General features: G+C 56.2%; 14 protein-coding genes. 9 read left to right on the forward strand and 5 right to left on the reverse strand.

The annotated features are described in order from the left end of the window. The first annotated feature begins 126 nt into the window (after nucleotides 1-126). From ylbJ to AC4G46_RS26960, 4 genes are all read left to right on the forward strand, one after another. Complete coding sequence (gene ylbJ, locus AC4G46_RS26945; protein ID WP_491125406.1) at nucleotides 127-1377, forward strand: sporulation integral membrane protein YlbJ; 1251 nt, start codon at nucleotides 127-129, stop codon at nucleotides 1375-1377. A 131-nt stretch (nucleotides 1378-1508) separates the two neighbouring features. Next, a complete protein-coding gene (locus tag AC4G46_RS26950) occupies nucleotides 1509-2312 on the forward strand; it encodes an NAD kinase (protein ID WP_090719531.1) in 804 nt (267 codons plus the stop codon). Nucleotides 2313-2496: 184 nt separating this feature from the next. Further along, nucleotides 2497-3669, forward strand: coding sequence for a copper amine oxidase N-terminal domain-containing protein (locus AC4G46_RS26955; protein ID WP_491125407.1), 1173 nt, complete (start codon nucleotides 2497-2499; stop codon nucleotides 3667-3669). A 48-nt stretch (nucleotides 3670-3717) separates the two neighbouring features. After that, nucleotides 3718-5163, forward strand: a complete 1446-nt coding sequence (locus tag AC4G46_RS26960) for a S41 family peptidase (protein ID WP_491125408.1) — start codon at nucleotides 3718-3720, stop codon at nucleotides 5161-5163. A gap of 96 nt (nucleotides 5164-5259) precedes the next feature. On the opposite strand, the gene AC4G46_RS26965 is transcribed toward AC4G46_RS26960, so the two are convergent. After that, on the reverse strand, nucleotides 5260-5880 hold the full coding sequence (locus AC4G46_RS26965; RefSeq protein ID WP_491125409.1) for a YutD family protein: 621 nt from the start codon (nucleotides 5878-5880) through the stop codon (nucleotides 5260-5262). A 243-nt stretch (nucleotides 5881-6123) separates the two neighbouring features. On the opposite strand from AC4G46_RS26965, the gene AC4G46_RS26970 reads away from it, so the two are divergent. Further along, nucleotides 6124-7194, forward strand: a complete 1071-nt coding sequence (locus tag AC4G46_RS26970) for a M23 family metallopeptidase (protein ID WP_491125410.1) — start codon at nucleotides 6124-6126, stop codon at nucleotides 7192-7194. Between the two features lie 4 nt (nucleotides 7195-7198). Here AC4G46_RS26970 and AC4G46_RS26975 read toward each other — a convergent pair whose 3' ends face one another. From AC4G46_RS26975 to AC4G46_RS26990, 4 genes are all read right to left on the reverse strand, one after another. Continuing rightward, nucleotides 7199-8899 (reverse strand): alpha amylase N-terminal ig-like domain-containing protein, encoded by a 1701-nt coding sequence (locus AC4G46_RS26975; protein WP_491125411.1) that lies wholly within the window; start codon nucleotides 8897-8899, stop codon nucleotides 7199-7201. Between the two features lie 167 nt (nucleotides 8900-9066). After that, a complete protein-coding gene (locus AC4G46_RS26980; protein WP_491125412.1) occupies nucleotides 9067-9735 on the reverse strand; it encodes an alpha/beta hydrolase in 669 nt (222 codons plus the stop codon). 136 nt (nucleotides 9736-9871) lie between these two features. Beyond that, nucleotides 9872-10453, reverse strand: coding sequence for a hypothetical protein (locus tag AC4G46_RS26985; protein WP_491125413.1), 582 nt, complete (start codon nucleotides 10451-10453; stop codon nucleotides 9872-9874). Between the two features lie 20 nt (nucleotides 10454-10473). Next, nucleotides 10474-11010 carry a hypothetical protein gene (locus AC4G46_RS26990; RefSeq protein ID WP_491125414.1) on the reverse strand — a complete coding sequence of 179 codons (537 nt, stop codon included), beginning with the start codon at nucleotides 11008-11010 and terminating at the stop codon, nucleotides 10474-10476. Nucleotides 11011-11289: 279 nt separating this feature from the next. Between AC4G46_RS26990 and AC4G46_RS26995 the strand changes: the two genes are divergently transcribed. From AC4G46_RS26995 to AC4G46_RS27010, 4 genes are all read left to right on the forward strand, one after another. Then, the gene (locus AC4G46_RS26995) at nucleotides 11290-12936 is read left to right on the forward strand and encodes a DUF6385 domain-containing protein (RefSeq protein WP_491125415.1); all 1647 of its coding nucleotides are present in this window, start codon (nucleotides 11290-11292) and stop codon (nucleotides 12934-12936) included. A gap of 155 nt (nucleotides 12937-13091) precedes the next feature. Then, nucleotides 13092-15155: a tetratricopeptide repeat-containing glycosyltransferase family 2 protein gene (locus AC4G46_RS27000; RefSeq protein ID WP_491125416.1), complete on the forward strand. Its 2064-nt coding sequence runs from the start codon at nucleotides 13092-13094 to the stop codon at nucleotides 15153-15155. Then, nucleotides 15152-17032, forward strand: a complete 1881-nt coding sequence (locus tag AC4G46_RS27005; RefSeq protein WP_491125417.1) for a tetratricopeptide repeat-containing glycosyltransferase family 2 protein — start codon at nucleotides 15152-15154, stop codon at nucleotides 17030-17032. The genes AC4G46_RS27000 and AC4G46_RS27005 overlap by 4 nt, the downstream gene beginning before the upstream one ends. A gap of 17 nt (nucleotides 17033-17049) precedes the next feature. Further along, entirely contained in the window at nucleotides 17050-19158 is a 2109-nt protein-coding gene (locus tag AC4G46_RS27010; RefSeq protein WP_491125418.1) for a tetratricopeptide repeat-containing glycosyltransferase family 2 protein, read from the forward strand. The last annotated feature ends 126 nt before the right edge of the window (nucleotides 19159-19284 follow it).

A 19284-nucleotide genomic window follows, 5' to 3' on the forward strand; every position in this document is an offset into this window, starting at 1 on the left:
ATTCTTTTTAATAATAGCATAACCGGCGCTGAAAATCACAAGTTTTTGCAAACGCTTTCCGGTTTTTTTTGTGCTGTTTGTCCTGTTTTCCGCATACAACTAATCATAGACCGGGAGGCGTTGCTGATGACTCGTAAAAAGCTTGGCGGTCCGCTTCTGGGCCTTGCTCTGACCGGCTGTATGGTGCTGATGCTCGTATACCCTGCCGGCACACTTGCTGCCGCGCTGCGCGGGCTTGCCATCTGGTGGGACGTGCTCTTCCCCTCACTGTTTCCATTCTTCGTCATTTCCGAAATGCTGCTGGGCTTCGGGGTCGTTCATCTGTTCGGGGCCCTGCTGGACCCGCTGATGCGCCCGTTGTTCAATATCCCCGGCAGCGGAGGATTTGTAGCGGCGATGGGTTATGTCTCCGGGTATCCCGTCGGCGCCAAATTAACCGCCAAGCTGCGCGAGCAGCAGTTGGTCAGCCGGGCCGAAGGGGAACGTCTGGTTGCCTTCACCACCTCCTCGGACCCGATTTTCCTGCTGGGGGCTGTATCCGTCGGCTTTTTCCATGACGCCTCTCTAGGACTGGTGCTGGCGCTGGCCCACTACGGCGGCGGCTTGATTGTCGGACTGCTGATGTCCTTTCACGGACGCGGAGACCACTACGCTGACCCTCCGCCGGCGGCATCCCATAAGGCGGAGTCTCCACAGCCCCGGGGACGGCTCCGCCTGGCGGTGAGCTCCATGGCCGAAGCCCGGCGCAGGGACGGCCGGAGCTTCGGGGAGCTGCTGAAGGGTGCCATCCAGTCCTCGCTGCAGCTGATTATTGTTGTAGGCGGACTGGTTGTATTCTTTAATGTCCTGATGGAGCTGCTGACCCGGGCAGGCATCATGTCTGCCTTGTTCAGTATCCTGGGCGGCGTGCTGTCCCTGGCCGGCTTCCCTCAGCAGCTGTCGGCGGCGCTCGCCAGCGGGTTCTTTGAAGTTACGATCGGCGCACGTTCCGCAGGTGAAGCGGCCTCCTCTATCCCCTTGCAGTACAAGGCCTCAGCCGCCGCATTCATCCTTTCCTGGGGAGGGCTGTCCGTTCATGCACAGGTGGCAAGCATTCTGAACGGCACCGGACTGCGCTATGTGCCCTTCCTGGCTGCGAGGCTCGTCCACGGCCTGCTGTCAGCGGTTCTGCTGCTGGTGCTCTGGAAGCCTGTCACCGGCTCGGGGCTCTCCGCGGGCTTCAGCGCTTTGCCGGTGGCTTCCGGGCTAGCATCAGCGCCGGGGCCAGCCTTTGCGGCCAGTCTGGTCCTGCTTGGCCTGCTGCTGGGAGCGGCCCTGCTGCTGTCGCTGCTGCTCTGGCTGCTCCGGGGCTTCGCACGGCGCCTGCAGCAGCCCTGACTCATGAACGTCCCTTGGCGTGATCCTACGCACCGCCGGCTGTGATTCTTTGCAGGCCCTTATATTGTGTTCCAGTTCAAGATTGATTATGATCGTTGTATGACTGAAACATACAAAGGAGCCTGTACATCTTGAGATATTATGTTCTGGACCGCGGAGACGAATTGTCCATCAAACTTGCGGAGCAATTTCACAAGCTGGCGGCGGAGCGCAGCCTCGTTCTGGATGCCGAGTCCCCGGAAATCGTCATTTCGATTGGCGGAGACGGAACCATGCTGCATGCTTTTCACACCTTTATTGACCAGATTCCCAATCTTGCTTTTGTAGGCGTGCATACCGGACATCTGGGATTCTATGCCGACTGGCAGGCGGAAGAGCTGCCCGCTCTGATCGACCATATGTGCGGAACCACGGATCTTCCGCCCCACAAGCCCCGCATTGTGCGGTACCCGCTGCTTGAGCTGGAGATCCATAAGAAATCGGGGTCCACTTCCCATATTGCACTGAATGAATTCACGCTCAAAGGGGTTGACGGGACCGTGGTCATCCAGGTGGACATCAATGATGATAACTTCGAAATGTTCCGCGGCGACGGTCTTTGCGTCTCCACACCGTCGGGCAGCACGGCCTACAATAAAAGCCTTGGCGGCGCTATGATGCATCCTTCGATTGATGCGCTGCAGATTTCCGAGATCGCATCCATCAACAACCGCGTGTTCCGCACGATGGGCTCGCCGCTTCTGCTGCCCAAGCACCATCACTGCGACATTTACTCACGCAAGAATCAGCGCCTGCTGCTGACGGTCGACCATATCAACATTCCCGTCGATGATCTGATTTCCGTCCGCTGCCAGGTGTCAGACAAAAAAATCAGCTTTGCCAGATACCGTCCCTTCCCTTTCTGGAACCGGGTCCGGGAAGCTTTTCTGATCTAGAGCAGCTGGTTTCAGCATGATTTGAGCAGCCGGGAAACAACAGCAGTCCCGGCTTTTTTGCGCACAGGATTTTTACAGACTTTTCTATTATTATTGACACGAATTGGTAGACAGTTTGAAAAATCGAATGGTATAATGAACCTATTTTACATAGAGTTTGCAACTCACAAAGGAGAGAACATTTTTGAAAAAAATATCTGCTATACTTGGGACCAGTCTGCTGGCTCTCGCCCTTTCGGTTCCTGCATTTGCAGCAGAAAAACCTATTTCCGTGTACGTTAACGGGACAAATCTTACCTTCCCGGCAGGTACCCCTTACCTGGATAACAATTCCGTACTCGTGCCTTTCCGGGTTGTATTCGAAAAGCTTGGAATGCAGGTGCTGTGGGATGCCGCAACCGGTACTGTAACCGGAACAAGCGATAACCTCACGATTACCCTGAAGATCGGCAGCAAGCTGGCCACCGTCAACGGCACAGTCAAGAAACTGACAGTCGCCCCTGTATCCAGCAATGGCACAACCTACATTCCGCTCCGTTTTGTAGCTGAAGCAACCGGAGGCTCCGCAGTCTGGGATGCTTCAAGCAGAAGCGTGCAGATCACAACTGCCGTATCCACCGCAGCAAGCGACGAGCAGGCGATCACAGCGCTGATCAGACAGGCGATCCAGTATTACAATGAAGAGAAAGCCGTCAGCTACTACAACCTTATTGATGATGCAGACAGCTTTAGTGACGAGGTTACCTCACTCAATTATTTTTTCAAGAATTATGACATGAGAACAACTCTCGAAACGCTCAAGGTGCTTAGTGTCCAGGGCGATGAAGCTACAGCATACACAGTTGAAAAAGATGTCCGGGCCGGCGGATATTATCTCCCTGACGAGCGCAACGAATATCTGTACAGTCTTGTTCGCGTCAACGGATCCTGGAAAATATCCGAGATCACCAATCAGGACAGCACTGTACTGTTAACCAAAGAGCAGGCCATGAAGACCACAGATATTCCCCAGGGACATGCAGCCCTTATCAAGGATAATCTCTCCAAGTACTTCCAGGCTATGACCGCGGAGAATGTTGATGCCACTTTGGCCCTGATGTCCTCTTACGGGGATGAATACGATGCGGCCAAAAAGGAATCCCTCCAGGAATTCTATAAGCAGCTGGACCTGAGATACACTTTGAATAATTCCAATATTTATTATTTCGATGCTGCTGCAGGTGAAGCGGCCGTCTATGCAGAACTCACGGTCAAGGAAGATAAGACTGGGGAAAGTGTAGAGCAGCCTATGCTGTTCATCTTCTATCAGACAGAGACCGGCGGCTGGACCATTGATGACTTCTACTATCTTGACTAGTTGTTCCGTGCAGCGCCAATAAATAACTTAAAAGGGTGCATCTATTTTATGAAACCGGCAAAATTAATCTCTGCTGTGATGAGCGGCTGTCTGGCCATGTCACTGCTGTTCTCACCGGCAGCCCAGGCGGCAGAAAATACGCAAGCTGCCTCTAATATGGATCTGATCAACGAAATCATGCAGTACCTGGAGGACTACAATGTGGAGGGCGTTGACCGCGATACACTGATCCGCGGCGCCATTGACGGAATGGTCAATACACTGGAGGATCCTTACAGCATCTATTTTTCCAAAGAGGAAGCTGCAGAATTCGAGCATCAGGTAGACCTGGAGTATGTAGGAATCGGCATCAGAATGATATATATTCCTTCTTCCAAGGAGCTTTATATTGAAGAGGTTCTGGCTGGTTCACCGGCTGAACAGGCGGGTCTGAAGCGTGGTGACACGATTGTGAAGATCAACGGGGTTGCCATCGGCGACACTTCGGGCGATGAGCTCGCTGGAGCTGCCGGAACGAAGGTTACCCTCCTGATCAGCAGAAACGGAGCCAGAAAAACCATCGTCGTAACGAGAAATGCCATTACCTCCGCCTCGGTCACAGGACAGATTATCGGCGGTAATACGGCCTATATTGCCCTTACCGGCTTCAGCCAGAGCGCTGACGAGGAATTCGCCAAGGTCCTGGCCAATATGCGGACTGCGGGTATGAAATCACTTGTTCTGGACCTGCGCGACAATACCGGCGGTTACATGGACTCCGCCTATAACATTGCCTCCATGTTTATGGATTCCGGCATCATGATGTACACCTCTGACCAGAGCGGTGCACTTACACCGGTTACCATTACGTCCGGAACCAAGATCGGCGTGCCTGTAGTTGTCCTGACTAACGAGTACACAGCCAGTGCCTCGGAAGCACTGACCGGCGCCCTGCGCGACAACAAGCTGGCAACCATCGTAGGTACACGCTCCTACGGCAAAGCCCGTATTCAGAGTCTCCTGCCTGTATCCAACGGAGATATGCTTAAGCTGACTACGATGAAGTATCTGACACCGAATAAAGAAGATTTTAATCACATCGGGCTCGCTCCTGATATTGAGGTTCAAGGCAGTAAAACGGCTCAGCTCGTTACCGCTCTGCGGATCGCCGGATTGACCACAATTACACTGGCTGGCGATAACCACATTCTGGACGTTAACGGCCGTGCTTTTGCCGGAAACCTCGGTCTGCTGAAACAAAACAACAAAGTATACGCATCAGCACGCGTACTCGCTGCACTCGTGGAAAGCGACATTACCTGGGATTCCAAGAACAAGAAAGCCGTATTCACGAACGGAGCCGGCAAAGTCTTCGGATTTACACTGGCCTCCAAAGAGGCGGTATCCAAGGACAATGAAACCCTGATTGATGTAAGTGCGTTCGCGAAGAAGTTCCCTGCTCTTACCTGGAGCTATAATGCATCAGCCAATCAGCTGAAATTATCTGTCAAATAATTCTCGTATTAATCAAAAGAGCATCCCGGCAACCATTCTACATGGTTGCCGGGATGCTCTTTGTTCATGGCCTTCAATTATTCCGGCAAGCACCGGTTAATTGGCAGGAGGATTAGATTGATTCTTATTCTGCGGCTGACTCTGGTTATGCTGCTGATTCTGGTTGTGCTGTCTGCTCTGGGAATCCTTGTGATGCTTCTTGCCCTGCGCATCTTTATTCCGGTGATTCCGGCTCTGATGCTCACGCACAGGCCGTTCCTTGCCATGCTCCTTGGATTGGCCGCCGTCCTTGTTACGGTCTTTTTTGGGACCTTCCCGGTGCACTCTTACCTGAGGCTGAGGCGCAGGCTCAGCCTGCTCTGTCTGCTCCCCCTGGGAGTCCGCTGATGCCGGTTCAGGAGCTTCTTTGATCAGAATATCCTTGAAATCCCCTTCTTTGGGCATTTCCTTTAATTTATGCAGCACAAAATAAGCGCATCCGAAGTTGCAATATTCGTTGATGTAATCTACCATGCCGGAAATGGCCGTATCCCGGTTCACCTTAGGGTGATTGTCCCGGAAGAAGCCCTTCAGTCGAAGCTGGCTGTAGCCCCAGTCACCAATAATATAATCATAACGGTCCAGCACCTCGCTGTATCGCCCGCGGAATGCCTCCGGGTTCCAGCCGTCTTTATGATCGAGCATCAGCTCGTAGCCTTTTCCACCTATAACGATCAAGCGTGTGTCGCCTGCCTTTCAACTGTAAAAGTTTCAATGTGTATAGCCGTTGCCTCATATTATAGCATGCGGACTGTGCATTTGCCTGTTTTTGTGAAATTTGCCTGACGGAAATTTCCCGGCAAGCTGGTACTTCTAGACAGATGCGGATAAAATACAGCCATTTGCCTCAATCTATAACAAAAGCATCCGGCAGCGGACCATTCCGGGTCAAGGCTTCATTTTATGTAGGAGGTAGTTATCATGCTGGTCCTGTGCAAAAGAAAAACAAAATGGAGAGCCCTTTTATGCCTGAGCGCAGCTGTAATGTTATGTTGTCCGGTCCAGCAAGCTGCTGCCGCCGCCTTTGCCCCGGCAGCACAGTCCGGAAGTTCCTCAGCCGGAAAAGCAGATGCAGCAGCTGCGCGGAAGGAACTGTATGAGCAGATGAGTGCAGCCACCGGGATACCTTGGTTCCGGTTCGCTGCTATTGATCAATACGAGCGGACCATTGCCAGGAAGAAGTCCGGCACCGAAGCTCCGGTCAAATCCCGTCTTACCGGCATCCAGATTCCTGCCCCGGTGTGGGCGGGACCGCTGAATCCGGATCAGGCAGATATGTCTCCCGATTCCATCCGCTTTTTTGGCGGGATGGGCCATGACGGCTCCGGAGACGGCCTGGCCGACCCTGACAACGACGCCGATCTGCTCTACAGCATGGCCAGACATCTACTGAAATACGGTACCTCTGCTAGTGATTTCAGCATCGCCATCTGGGAATATTACCATAACGGCCGCGCTGCCCAGCGGGTTGGACAGTTCGCCAAGCTGTATGAGCATTTCGGACGGCTTGATCTGGCTGGCAGTGCCTTTCCGCTGCCGATCGGCAATTCCTATTCTTACCGCAGCACCTGGGGAACAGGCAGAAGCTGGGGGGGAGCGCGTATCCATGAAGGGACGGACCTGTTCGCCCCGCACGGGATGCCTGTACGCAGCACCTGCTTCGGCATTGTCGAGACCAAAGGCTGGAACCGTTACGGGGGGTGGCGAATCGGTATCCGGGATATCGAAAACCGGTACCACTACTACGCCCATTTATCCGGTTATGATAAATCCGTAGGACGCGGGGATATTGTAACGCCCGGCCAAGAAATCGGCTGGGTCGGCAGCTCCGGTTACGGCAACCCGGGAACACAAGGCAAATTCCCGCCGCATCTGCACTACGGCATCTATCGTGACCGCGGTATTACAGAATGGGCTTTTGACCCGTACCCGCTGCTGAAGCAGTGGGAGAATCAGGAGTACCGGGCCCGGAAAAACAAGAAAAATAAATAAGGGCTCAGTACAGCAGCATACAGCCGAACGGCTCAAGCTCAACAAGTATTTTCCCGGCATTGCGGATGGTCAGTCCGCTGAGCAGCTCGGTCAGCACTTTTTTATCTGCCCGGATACTGTTCAGCTCAAGCTGGTAGGCATTAGGAGAATTATTAATCAGAACAGCGATCTTATCCTGTTCCCATCGGCGCACGAAGCCCAGGACACCGCGGACCTCATCGGTGAACCAAGGGCGGAATGCGCCTTTTTGCAGGATTACATGCTGTTTCCTCAAGGCAATCAGCGTTTTATACCACTCATACAGCTCCCTGTTCTGCTCCTGTTCCTGCCACAGCATCGGCTTGCGGCAATGCGGGTCGGTCGCCCCTTCCATGCCGACTTCATCCCCGTAGTAGATCATTGGAATACCGATGTAGGTCATTTGAAAAAAGACAGCCAGCCTCATCCGGGCGAGCGCTGTTCCCTGCCTGTCCCAGCCGCGCCCGTTCTCCCTGCAGGCGGTTAGAAAACGTTCGGTATCATGGCTGCCCAGCAATTGGAACATGGCTGAATTAGCCTGGTCATTATACAGCGCTTCGATATGCAGCAGCTGCTCCATGAAGCGTACCGGCCCGGCTGACTGCAGCGCAAAAAACTCCAGCACCGCCTCCCGCAGCACATAATTCATCCCGCCGTCAAACTGGTCGCCCCTCAGCCAGGACCCGGAGGCATGCATGATCTCGCCGATCAGCAGCAGGTCGGGAAATTCCGCCTTGAGCTCACGGCGCAGCCGTGTCCAGAACTGCGGATTCACCTCATTGGCCACATCAAGCCTCCAGCCGTCAATTCCCGCCTCACGAATCCAGTGCTTCGCCACGGCAAGCATATATTCAGCGGTTTCGGGATTATCCATGTTCAGCTTGGGCATATGCGCTTCGGCTTTGGCAAAGGTTTCATAGGTCGGGGCCGGCAGCTGGCTGACCGGATAGGAACGGATAAAGAACCAGTCCTTATAACGCGACTGCTCGCCCTTTTCCAGCACATCCCTAAATGCAAAAAAAGTATCACCGGCATGATTAAACACCGCATCCAGCAGTACCCGGATGCCATGTCTATGAGCTTCCTCCACCAGTTTTTTCAGGTCCTCTGCGGTTCCGAAGGCGGGGTCAATCCTGTAATAATCGGAAGTATTGTACTTGTGCTCGGATGGGGATTCAAAAATCGGGGTCATGTAGACGGCTGTTACGCCAAGCTCCTGGAGATACGGGATTTTATCCGTAATGCCCTGCAGGGTTCCCTGATTATAGCTATTGGGATAAATCTGGTATACGATCGACCCGCTGCTCCATGACGGCACTGCCATCGCTTCGGGCCGGTGCATGTAAGCATACTGGAAAGCTCCGGCATGCTCGCGGTTTCCGGCTACCCCTCTCTCCCCATACCACGCGTAATTACCCGCCGGATCAGAAGCGTGGAACACATAACGGCATCTGCCGGTTGCGGTCAGAATGACTGCCTCATGAAGCTCATAAGCTCCGGCTGAGCCTATCCATTCCATCAGGAGCGGCTGCTCACTCCCGGGTGAATCATAGCGGTCCGAATGAATGACGGTGCAGCACAGCTGCAGGCCGGAGGGCACGAACAAGCGGAGCTTCAGCGCCCCTTTTCCGTCCGGGAAAGCAAACGGATCCTCAGCAGTATGGTGGAAAAACCAGCGTGTCGGCATATTTATACAGTCTCCTTATTTAGGTAAAATCGTCCGGATTCCTGAGTGAAGGTGGCCATGGGCCGGTAGCGGCTGCTTAAAAGCCTTATTTTCACCAGGGAAACCGGTTTCTCTAAATTGAAATTACCATCTGCTGTATACGTTGTCAATTCCCTTCAGCCGCAGGCTTATGAAGCACCAGCTTGTCTGATGAAATGCAGCACCTTCTGCATTACCCGATCCTGCTTGTCACAATGGCAGACCATATGTCCGCTTTGCTCTACCATCAGCACCTGCTTCTGTCCGGACGGAATCGTCTGCTCCAGAAACCCGGCGCTTTTGGTTTTTACTAGATGATCCCTGGTTCCCTGCACAATCAGGGTAGGAGCAGTAATCTGCGGATAAATATCAAAGCTCTCACGGACCAGACGCTGAAACTCCCGGGTGGCTTTGGGCGGTGTGGAGCCGAACTTGCTGATATAATTTTTGAGCATAGCCGGCTTGCCCAGTGTTCTCACAATCTCCAGCGGATTAAGCGGGAACACGGGTGCCGACAGCAGGGTAAGTGACTTGACGCCGGCACGGTACTGCACAGACAAATGGGAAGCAATCAGCGCGCCGGTGGAAAATCCGATTAAATGTACGGGCTCCTGTTTCTCCAGCAGCTTGTTCAATTCTTCCTCAGCGCTTTGCAGCCAGCCGAATCTGTCGGACTGTTTGAGCTCCTGTCTGCCGCCGCCATGACCCTTAAGTGTAAAGGTCCGGGAACGGTAATCATGCTGCTCCATATACTGTGACAACGGGGAAATCTCATATTCTCCGCCGGTAAAGCCGTGAATGAATAGACAGCTGTCCATAACTGACCTCATTTCTTACGGGAAAATATACAGCAGACGCTGTACCTATGCTTCATTGTATCCAATAAATGCAAAATAAGCCTTAACGATTCAATCGTCAAGGCTTAAGCCATGCAGGTCTCCCGGGTGAGCGTGGTCAGCTCTCCCACCAGGTCAGGCTCAGGGCTGAGGTGATGACCAGCCCCACCGCTGAGCTGGAGGAGGTTACATTCGCACTCAGCGAGCTGCCGGGAGGCACAATAATGCTGCCTGTAAATGCCTGTGAAAAGCTTCCCGGTGCCAGCTGGTAGCTGTTCAGCACTGTTCCCCCGCTGACTGCCGCCGTAGAGGACTGCACCGTCATGCCGCTGACAGCCGCACTGGCCAGATTATTGTTAACAGGAGACAGGGCTTGCGGCGAGGATAACGTTCCGCCTCTGACAATCGTAAAACTGCCGGACATGGCGGACAGCAGGGAAGAACCTCCGATGCTCCCGGTAATCCGGGAAATATAGACCGTCCGGCCGCTGCCGGCCGGGTTATTGATACGGACAGAGATGATTGCCGAAATCAGGCTTAGAACAACCGTGGCACTGGCGGAGGCGTTGGCCGAATACAGGACCGCGCTTTCCGAAGCATCCATCTCCGGCGGAGCTGAAATATCCGGCGACCGGAACGTATTGGTCATCTCCACAAACAGCGGCTGATCATTGTCATTGAACACATTATGATTAGGCACTGGTACCCTCCTCTCCCGCTTTAATATTCCCACCAGTTAATCGAGCCGGTTGCGGCTGAGCTTCCAGAGGCTATTGTTATGGAGACCGTCAGGGAGCTGCCGGGAGGCACGATAATCCGCCCGTTATAATCGACAATAAGCGGACCTGCAGCCAGCAGCAGTGAAGCCAGAGTGGCCGGCGAGCCGGTAGGCGCTGCTGTGGCCGTGCGGGCTGTCATTACGCTGGTCACGCTGCTTCCGAAGTTAAAATTGACCGGTGTCCCTGTAGACCCCGTGACCGTTGCATTCCGCAGCAGGGTCAGCGTCACTGCCGCTGCAGCCGAGCTTGCTGTTACCCTTGAGACGTACGCGGTGCGTCCGCTGCCCGCCGGGTTGAACAGCTGGATCACCAGCGGAGCCGATGTAGTAACTGTAGAGGCAAACGGAATGGCAAACAGCAGGCCGGACATGGCCGCATCAGCCTCCGGAAAGGAATCAATTGCCGGAGCAAGATAAGTATTGACCTGTTCGGTATATAAAGGCTGGCTGCTCTGGTTAAAAACAGCATCATTCGGCATGTTTCTGCCCCTCCCTCTTCCGAGAATACTTTTATTTTATGCCGCCGGCGGCTACAGGTTGTCTGAAAATCCGCGTATTTTTCCCCCGCGCTGCCCAAGCATCCTCTTACCTTCCCCATATATTAATATCACACCATTCGAATGGCTTATTTTACATCCGTACAGGCTTTCTGGCTTGCCTGCGCAGAGCTTATCCCGACTGAGACCCAGACGACGGTTTGGGTCTTTTGCCCGAGCATGCCCTGCACATTCTATTCTATGAAAAAGGGGTGATCCACTGTGCCGAATTACAGTTCGTTTCAATCCAACCCGGATAATCTGCGTACGCTGATTTTTGGCCGGGACCCGTCCACCTTAAATGATCTGCCGCTGACTACAGACCCCAGCGGAAACCTGACCACCGTCATTCTGAACGGCACGATCTCCAGCATCCTTGGCGCTACCATTACTGCCGGTACATTAACATCCGCAGGTACAGTAACCAACATCCTGAACGGGACCATTACCAGCGTGCTTGGCGCCACCATTACTGCCGGTACCCTGTCTTCCGCAGGTACAGTAACCAACCTGCTCGACGGGACCATCACCAGCGTGCTTGGCGCTACCATCACTGCCGGTACGTTGTCCTCCGCAGGTACGGTAACGAACCTCTTGAACGGGACCATCACCAGCGTGCTGGGTGCTACCATCACCGCCGGTACGTTGTCCTCTGCAGGTACGGTAACTAACCTGCTCGACGGGACCATTACCAGCGTGCTCGGTGCTACGATTACTGCCGGGACTTTAACCAATCTGCTTGACGGTACGATCACCAGCGTGCTCGGGGCTACCATCACTGCCGGTACGTTGTCCTCCGCAGGTACGGTAACCAACCTGCTCGACGGGACCATCACCAGCGTGCTCGGTGCTACGATTACTGCCGGTACATTATCTTCCGCCGGTACTGTAACCAACCTGCTTAATGGTACGATCACCAGCGTGCTCGGTGCTACCATCACCGCCGGTACGTTGTCCTCTGCAGGTACGGTAACTAACCTGCTCGACGGGACCATTACCAGCGTGCTGGGTGCTACCATTACTGCCGGTACCTTGTCCTCCGCAGGTACGGTAACCAACCTGCTCGACGGTACGATCACCAGCGTGCTCGGTGCTACCATCACTGCCGGTACCTTGTCCTCCGCAGGTACGGTAACCAACCTGCTCGACGGGACCATCACCAGCGTGCTTGGTGCTACGATTACTGCCGGTACATTATCTTCCGCAGGCACGGTAACCAACCTGCTTAATGGTACGATCACCAGCGTGCTCGGTGCTACCATCACCGCCGGTACCTTGTCCTCCGCCGGTACAGTAACCAACCTGCTCGACGGGACCATCACCAGCGTGCTCGGTGCTACGATTACTGCCGGTACCTTGTCTTCCGCAGGTACGGTAACCAACCTGCTCGACGGGACCATCACCAGCGTGCTCGGTGCTACGATTACTGCCGGTACATTATCTTCCGCAGGCACGGTAACCAACCTGCTTAATGGTACGATCACCAGCGTGCTCGGTGCTACCATCACCGCCGGTACACTCAGCAGTGTAACCTCCATTTCACAGCGCAGCTTTATTGAGCAGGCCACACTGGCCATCCCGACCGCCGATGCCTATACTCCGCTTCCGGCGAATACAACAAGCGTGCTTGGTACCTACTCCTACTTCATCCTGAATAACGGAGCCAATCCGGTGAATACGCGGGTGGAGATCAGTGCAGACGGTACTAATTATTTTGTTGATACCACCGGAGACAATCCGCTGCCTGCCGGTTCGGTAGATGTCATTGTGCCGGCACGGTTCCTCAAGTACACCCGTCTTTCGTATCAATCAGCTACACCGGGTGCAGCTTCAACGATTAATGTCATTTTTGACGCCCAGGGAACGTAAGCAAGTCGTCCGTCATATCCTGTAGAGGCAAAAGAGTGCATGTATCCCCATGCGCTCTTTTCTTCCGCGGGCACCTTTTACCGGATACATAGGCCGGACATTGCCGGCTGATTGCCGCAAGAGCCATTATTTTGCCTGCCAAGGAGGAAGTTACCATGACCAGACCTACACTCGGAGTACATCTGATTGTCCGTAATGAAGCCGCGCTGCTGCCAGCCTGCCTGAAAAGTGTAGCCGGAGCTGACGAGCTCATTATCGTAGATACCGGATCGGAGGATCATTCCATAGCTGTCGCTGAAGCTTACGGGGCCAGAGTACTGCAGTACGAATGGGAAGATGATTTCTCAAAAGCCCGCAACACCGGGCTCGCCCAAGCCACAGCCGACTGGATTCTGGTCATAGACGCCGATGAGGTGCTGGATACCCCGCTGGCTGAAATCCGGCAGATGCTCACCGGCACTGCTGCCGAGGCCTTTACCGTAAGTATAGACAGCCTGCTCGGACGCGGGGCGGAAGAACGCCTGCACCACTGGGCTGTACGCCTATTCCGGGGAGGACAGGGCTACCGGTACACCGGCAAAATCCACGAAGGCATCGATCAGTCCATTATCAGCAGACACGGGACTTCGGTGATTGGACACAGCTCCGTCAAGCTGTTCCATTACGGATACTTACCGGAGACCATGCTGCAGAAAAATAAAGCGGCACGCAACGAAAGGCTTCTGCGCACCGCAGTGGCCGAGCATCCGGAGGATGACTTTTCCAGGTATAATCTGGCCGTGGCCTGCTGCCAGACCGGACAGCTGCAGGAGGCGGAGGAGCTGCTGCGCCATACCCTGAACCAGGCCCCGCTGCTGGCTTCGTACCGTCCGGCAATGATCCGGGATTTGGCTAAAATCTACCTGGCTGCCGGAAAAATGACCGCGATAGACGCGCTTCTGGCCCGGGAGCTGGAACGTTACAGCGACTACCCGGATCTGCATCATCTGCAGGGCCAGTCCTGGGAGTGCCAAGGATTGCCGGAGCGTGCTTTTCAGGCGTATCAGCATGCTGAAGCCCTCTCTGAAAATCGCTTTTTCCAGGAAAAATACGTCAGCGAGCATGGAATCACTACCTTCCGTCCGCTGCATCGTATGGGCGTAATCGCACTGCAGCTGGGAAAGCCGGAGGAAGCCGCAAGACTATTTCACCGTTCATTGCAGCATTTTGCATTGTACGCCCCTGCACTGTCGGGGATCGTCACTTCCTTTCAGCGTCTTGACGTGCCGGACAGTGATATTGCCGCCCTGCTGCTGCAGCTGGTTCCGGCAGATCAGCCTGCGGGAAGAGCGGCGATTATCAGGGCCTTATACGACGCTGATGCCTTTGAAGCGATATGCGGGCTGCCGGGCGGGCTTATTCTGCCGGAAAAAGATACTTTGCTTCAGATCAGCGCCGCCTGGCTCGTTACCGGTGGGCCAGAAACGGCATTGCCGCTTATCCGCAGCGGCCTGAATCAGCAGGCTTCCGGGGACATGAGCCCTGAGCTGCTGCAGGAGCTGCGTGTGCTTGAGGCTCTGTGCCTGTGGGGACAGGGCATACCGCTGCAGAACAGCCAGCTGGCTGCTATGCCGGAGGGTGAACGGACCAGCTGGCACATGCTCAATCAGCTGCAGGGCCTGACACCGGAGAGGCCTGCCAGTAAAGGGGAAAACGCCGGAACCCTCGCTGATGACCCTGCATTATCCCTGCTTTTGACACGGCTGATCCCTCTTGCAGTTAAGCTGCGGCTGGACCCGGTTGCCGAGGCTCTGGCCGGACTATCATCTGTTCATCAGGCTGAGCTGGCGGCAGCTCTCTATAAGGCAGGCCGTCTGGAGGAAGCCGGAGAACGTTTTATTGAGCTGGCTGGAGATGTGCAGGCGGGGAACCGGGTTGCTTTTTATATCGGGGAAATGCTGCATGACAACAGCCATTATGAGCAGGCTGCCGGATGGTTCCAGCAGGCGCTTGCGGTAACAGGGCAGGAGGACGCTGCACGTGCCGGTTTATCCGTATGCTACCTGCAGCTGGCCGCGGCCGATCTGGAAAAGGTGCTTGCCGGCTTCGTGGAAGGCTACCCTCAAGGACCAGTCCTGGAGGATCTTGCATCCGTCAAAAACGCCATTACAGCGCTAAACCGCACGCCCTGGCATACCAGCTGGAGCAGGCGCAGGCTCCCCGGGGGTGCTAAGCCATGAGCAGGCTCCAGCGTAAACCGCTGATCTCACTGTGCATGATTGTCAGAAATGAAGCCGACACCCTGGCCCGCTGCCTAACAAGCGTACATGGTGTCGCGGATGAGCTGATCATCGTCGATACGGGCTCGACAGATGCCACCCTTTCGATTGCCCGCAGCTTTGGAGCCCGAATCGTCTCTTATCCCTGGACCGGAGATTTCGCTGCCGCCCGAAACGCCGGACTGGAGCAGGCACGCGGGACATGGATTCTTGTACTGGATGCAGATGAGGAGCTGGATGCACAGGGCAAGGGCGAGCTGCTGCTGTGTGCGGAGCATACGGAGTATGAGGGATTTTTTGTACGGATTCATAATCATAAAGGGACTGAGCTCTCCTCACCGGTCATTACGGTCAATCCGATTCTCCGGATGTTCCGCAACCGTCCGCAATACCGGTTCAGCGGCATCATCCACGAGCAGATTGCTTCTGCAATTGTCGAGGCTACACCGGCGGCAGCCATGCACCTGAGTACGGTATCCGTGCACCATTACGGCTATGCCGACGGGGTTGTGGCCAAAAAGGATAAAATCAGCCGCAATCTCAGCCTGCTGAAAGAGCAGCTGAAGCTGAACCCGCGGGATGCTTTTCACCAGTTCAATACGGCGGTCGAGTATATGCGGCTTGGAGATTACACTCAGGCGCTGGAGCACATCAAGCTTTCGCTGGCTGAGGCAGAGCCGGATACCAGCTTCATTCATCTGCTGTACAAATACGAAGCACGCTGCCGGATCATGTCCGGTGACCAGACGGGTGCGCTGGATGCCTGCATCAGGGGCTGCGCGCTTTTCCCTGATTATCCCGATCTCCACCATATCAAGGGGGTTCTGCTGCTGCAGGCTGGGGCTTTTGCTGCGGCCAGGCAGGCATTCCGGCAGGCGCTGGATATCGGTGTCTCGCCTCCGGGCTATCACACCGAATCCGGGCTGGGCACTTATCTGACCTACGCTGCACTCGGGCAGCTATGCCAGGAAACCGGGGAAGCCGGGGAAGCCGGCGAAGCTATCGCCTGCTACACCCGGGCGGCCCAGCTTCACCCCGCCCCCGTCCCTCTCCTTGTACGGCTCGTGCGGATAATGAAATGCGCCGGCCGCGAACATGAGCTTGCCGGCTGGCTGAGGGAGCATCTGCCGCAGTTAACGGCAGACGGCCCCCGTCTGGCCGGGCTGCTGCTGGCGGAGGGCTGCTTTGCTGCTGCGGCGGAGGTTATACGGGCGAGCGCGGGAGCGGCGGATGCGGATTTGCCGGGCGGTGGTGCTGAGACAGTGAACGAGAACTCGCCAAAGAGAGACGCAGAAGTAACAGACATAAGTTCGCCGGGTGGCGGGGGAGCTACAGGAGTGATGGATGCGGATATGCCGGGTGGTGGTGCTGAGACAGTGAACGAGAACTCGCCAAAGAGAGACGCAGAAGTAACAGACATAAGTTCGCCGGGTGGCGGGGGAGCTACAGGAGTGATGGATGCGGATATGCCGGGTGGTGGTGCTGAGATACATCTGTACGGTAAGTTGCCTGCTGTGCATGAGGCTGTGCCAGCTGCTGCATCATCATCTGGTTTACCTTCAGATGATGATGCAGCTGCCCTGCTCCGCCTTTTGCAGCGGGTCAATGCTGTACCGGTTGACCAGCTGCAGCATCAAGATATTACCCAGCTGCTGAGTCATCCGGCTGCTTACGTACCGGAGCACGGCCCTTCTGCGGCGGGCTCTGCCTCCAGATCCAGCCGCGCCTGGCTGTTGCTGGCTGACCGCATGCTGGCCGCGCTGCCTGCTACTTCCGGCTACAGTGCTGCTGCAGCCAGGGTACGCCTAACACTGCCGCTTCCCCGGACAGGAGAGTAAGAAGGAGGACGCTTTGAATGGATAATCCCGCACTCTCCCTCTGCATGATCGTCAAAAACGAAGCCCGGCATCTGAGCCGGTGCTTATCCTCCGTACAGGGCCTGGTATCGGAGATCATCATCGCGGACACCGGCTCCACTGACGGAAGCATGGACATTGCCCGCAGCTTTGGGGCAAGAGTAATCCGGATTCCCTGGGAGCACGATTTTGCCAAAGCCCGGAATCTGACTCTCCGCCAGGCCTCCTGCCCGTGGATTCTGGTACTGGATGCGGATGAAGTGACTGACGGCTGGCAGACGGAAGCGTTGCTGCAGCTTTTGGATAACACTGCGGTTCAAGGTTATTTCCTGCCTTTCATCCATTATGTTGGCAGTACTGCCGGGGGGGAATATGTTACAGATAACGTCTGCCGGCTGTTCAGGAACGATCCGGGAATTTTTTTTCACGGGACCATTCATGAGGAGGCTGCCAGCAGCATTTGGGCGCTTCCGGACGGCAGGATTACTTACGCGGATCTGCCTGTGCTTCACTATGGATATGTGGACGAAGAGCTGCTGCTCAAAAAGAAAACCGCCCGCAATCTGGACCTCATCCGGGCCGCCTTACAGCTTGATCCCGGGAGCTATTCCCTCCGTTATGCGCTGGGCACCGAGTACTATCAGCAGGGTGAGTATAGTTCAGCCGCAGATATTCTGCTCCCTTTGCTGCAGGATACGATGCCCGGTCAGGGTTATACAGCCGATATCTATCTGAAAGCCGCCTATGCACTGCAGGCTGCCGGGCGCAGCCCTGAAGCCAGAGCCGTTTATAGTGACGGACTGGCCAGGTTTCCCGATTTCACCGATCTGCTGGAGTGCTATGCCAGGCTGCTGCTGGAGGAATGCGCGGTGCCCCAAGCATACGGGCTTCTGCTTGAGGCGCTGCGCTGCGGAAATACGGCCCATAAATATCCTTCCTCTTCCGGCAGCGGCACCAGCCGTACCAGCCTGCTGGCCGGGCAGGTCAGTGAACAGCTGTACCTGTTCGGGGCAGCAAAGAAGCACTATGTGCAGGCAGTCCGCTTCTCGCCGGACCTGACTGCCGCCTGGGCAGAGCTTGTGCCGCTCTGCCTGCTGTCCGGTGATGTGCCGCAGCTCATCACCTTAACCGGGGCAGCCGGCGGCGCACTCTCGCCGGCCACACTGCGCCTGCTCGTTCCGGCAGCGCTCAACGCCCGCGCGACCGGCTGGCTGCAGGCGCTCGCCGGAGCCGCGCAGCTGCCCGCTGCCGTGCGGCGCGTGCTGGAGGTGCTGCCGGAGCTGTTCCGGCAGCACGCAAATCTCCCGGCAGTTGCCGCCCGCCTGGAGCGGCTGCTGCCGGAGCATGAGGCCGAGCAGCCGTTTATCCGCGGCTATCTCTGGGCCGTTGCCTGCCGCGCCGGGGATGCGCCCCGGGAAGCGCATTGGCTCGGCAGCCGGGCAGACTGCCGCCAGGGCCTGGCTGCTGCGGCCCGGCTGCAGCCGGAGGGCCCGGCAGCCGGGCAGACAGCAGCTCGGCAGCCGGCGGCTGGGCCTGACGCCGCGCAGCAGCCGGCTGCCGGGGAGCCCGCGTATGCCGGGGAGCTCGCGTATGCCGGGGAGCTCGCGTATGCCGGGGAGCTCGCGTATGCCGGGGAGCTCGCGTATGCCGCACAGTTGCTGCTACAGGCGGGGGCCTGGAGCAGCCTGCTGGGCTTATACCGCAGCGCCGGGCCGCGGCTGCAGTGGATGCGCCTGCCGCAGCCGGTGCTCGGCGGCCTGCTGCAGGCGCCGGCCGCGGCACGAGAGCAATGGTGCTCCATCTACGAGGAGCAGGAGCACCAGTACAGCACGCCTGCCGGCGCGGCGGAGTGGCTGCTGTATGCAGCCATTGCCGGCTCCTTCGGCAGGCTGCCCCGGCTTGAGCCCGCAGCTGAACAGACGCTGCGGGCCTCGGGAGGCAAGGCCGTGCTCATCGGCCTTGCCTATCACAAGCTGCAGCTGGCAGCTGGCGCTGCAGCGGGGCCCGTCCCCGCCGGCAGCATTCCCCGGCTGCTGCTGGTGCGGGCGGCCCTTGGCGGAGACTGGCAGAGGACGCAGTCCGCGACCTTCTCCGCCGGGCCGCTTTGAGCGGCGGATTCTTTCCGCCGCTCAGCGGCTTTGAATTCCATGTGCCGCTTCTCAGCGGCTATAATTCATTATGCTCACCGATTCACAGCTTTGAATCGCATACTCCCTCTCGTCGGCCGTGCGCAT

The organism is Paenibacillus sp. fava2 (genome assembly GCF_058313675.1).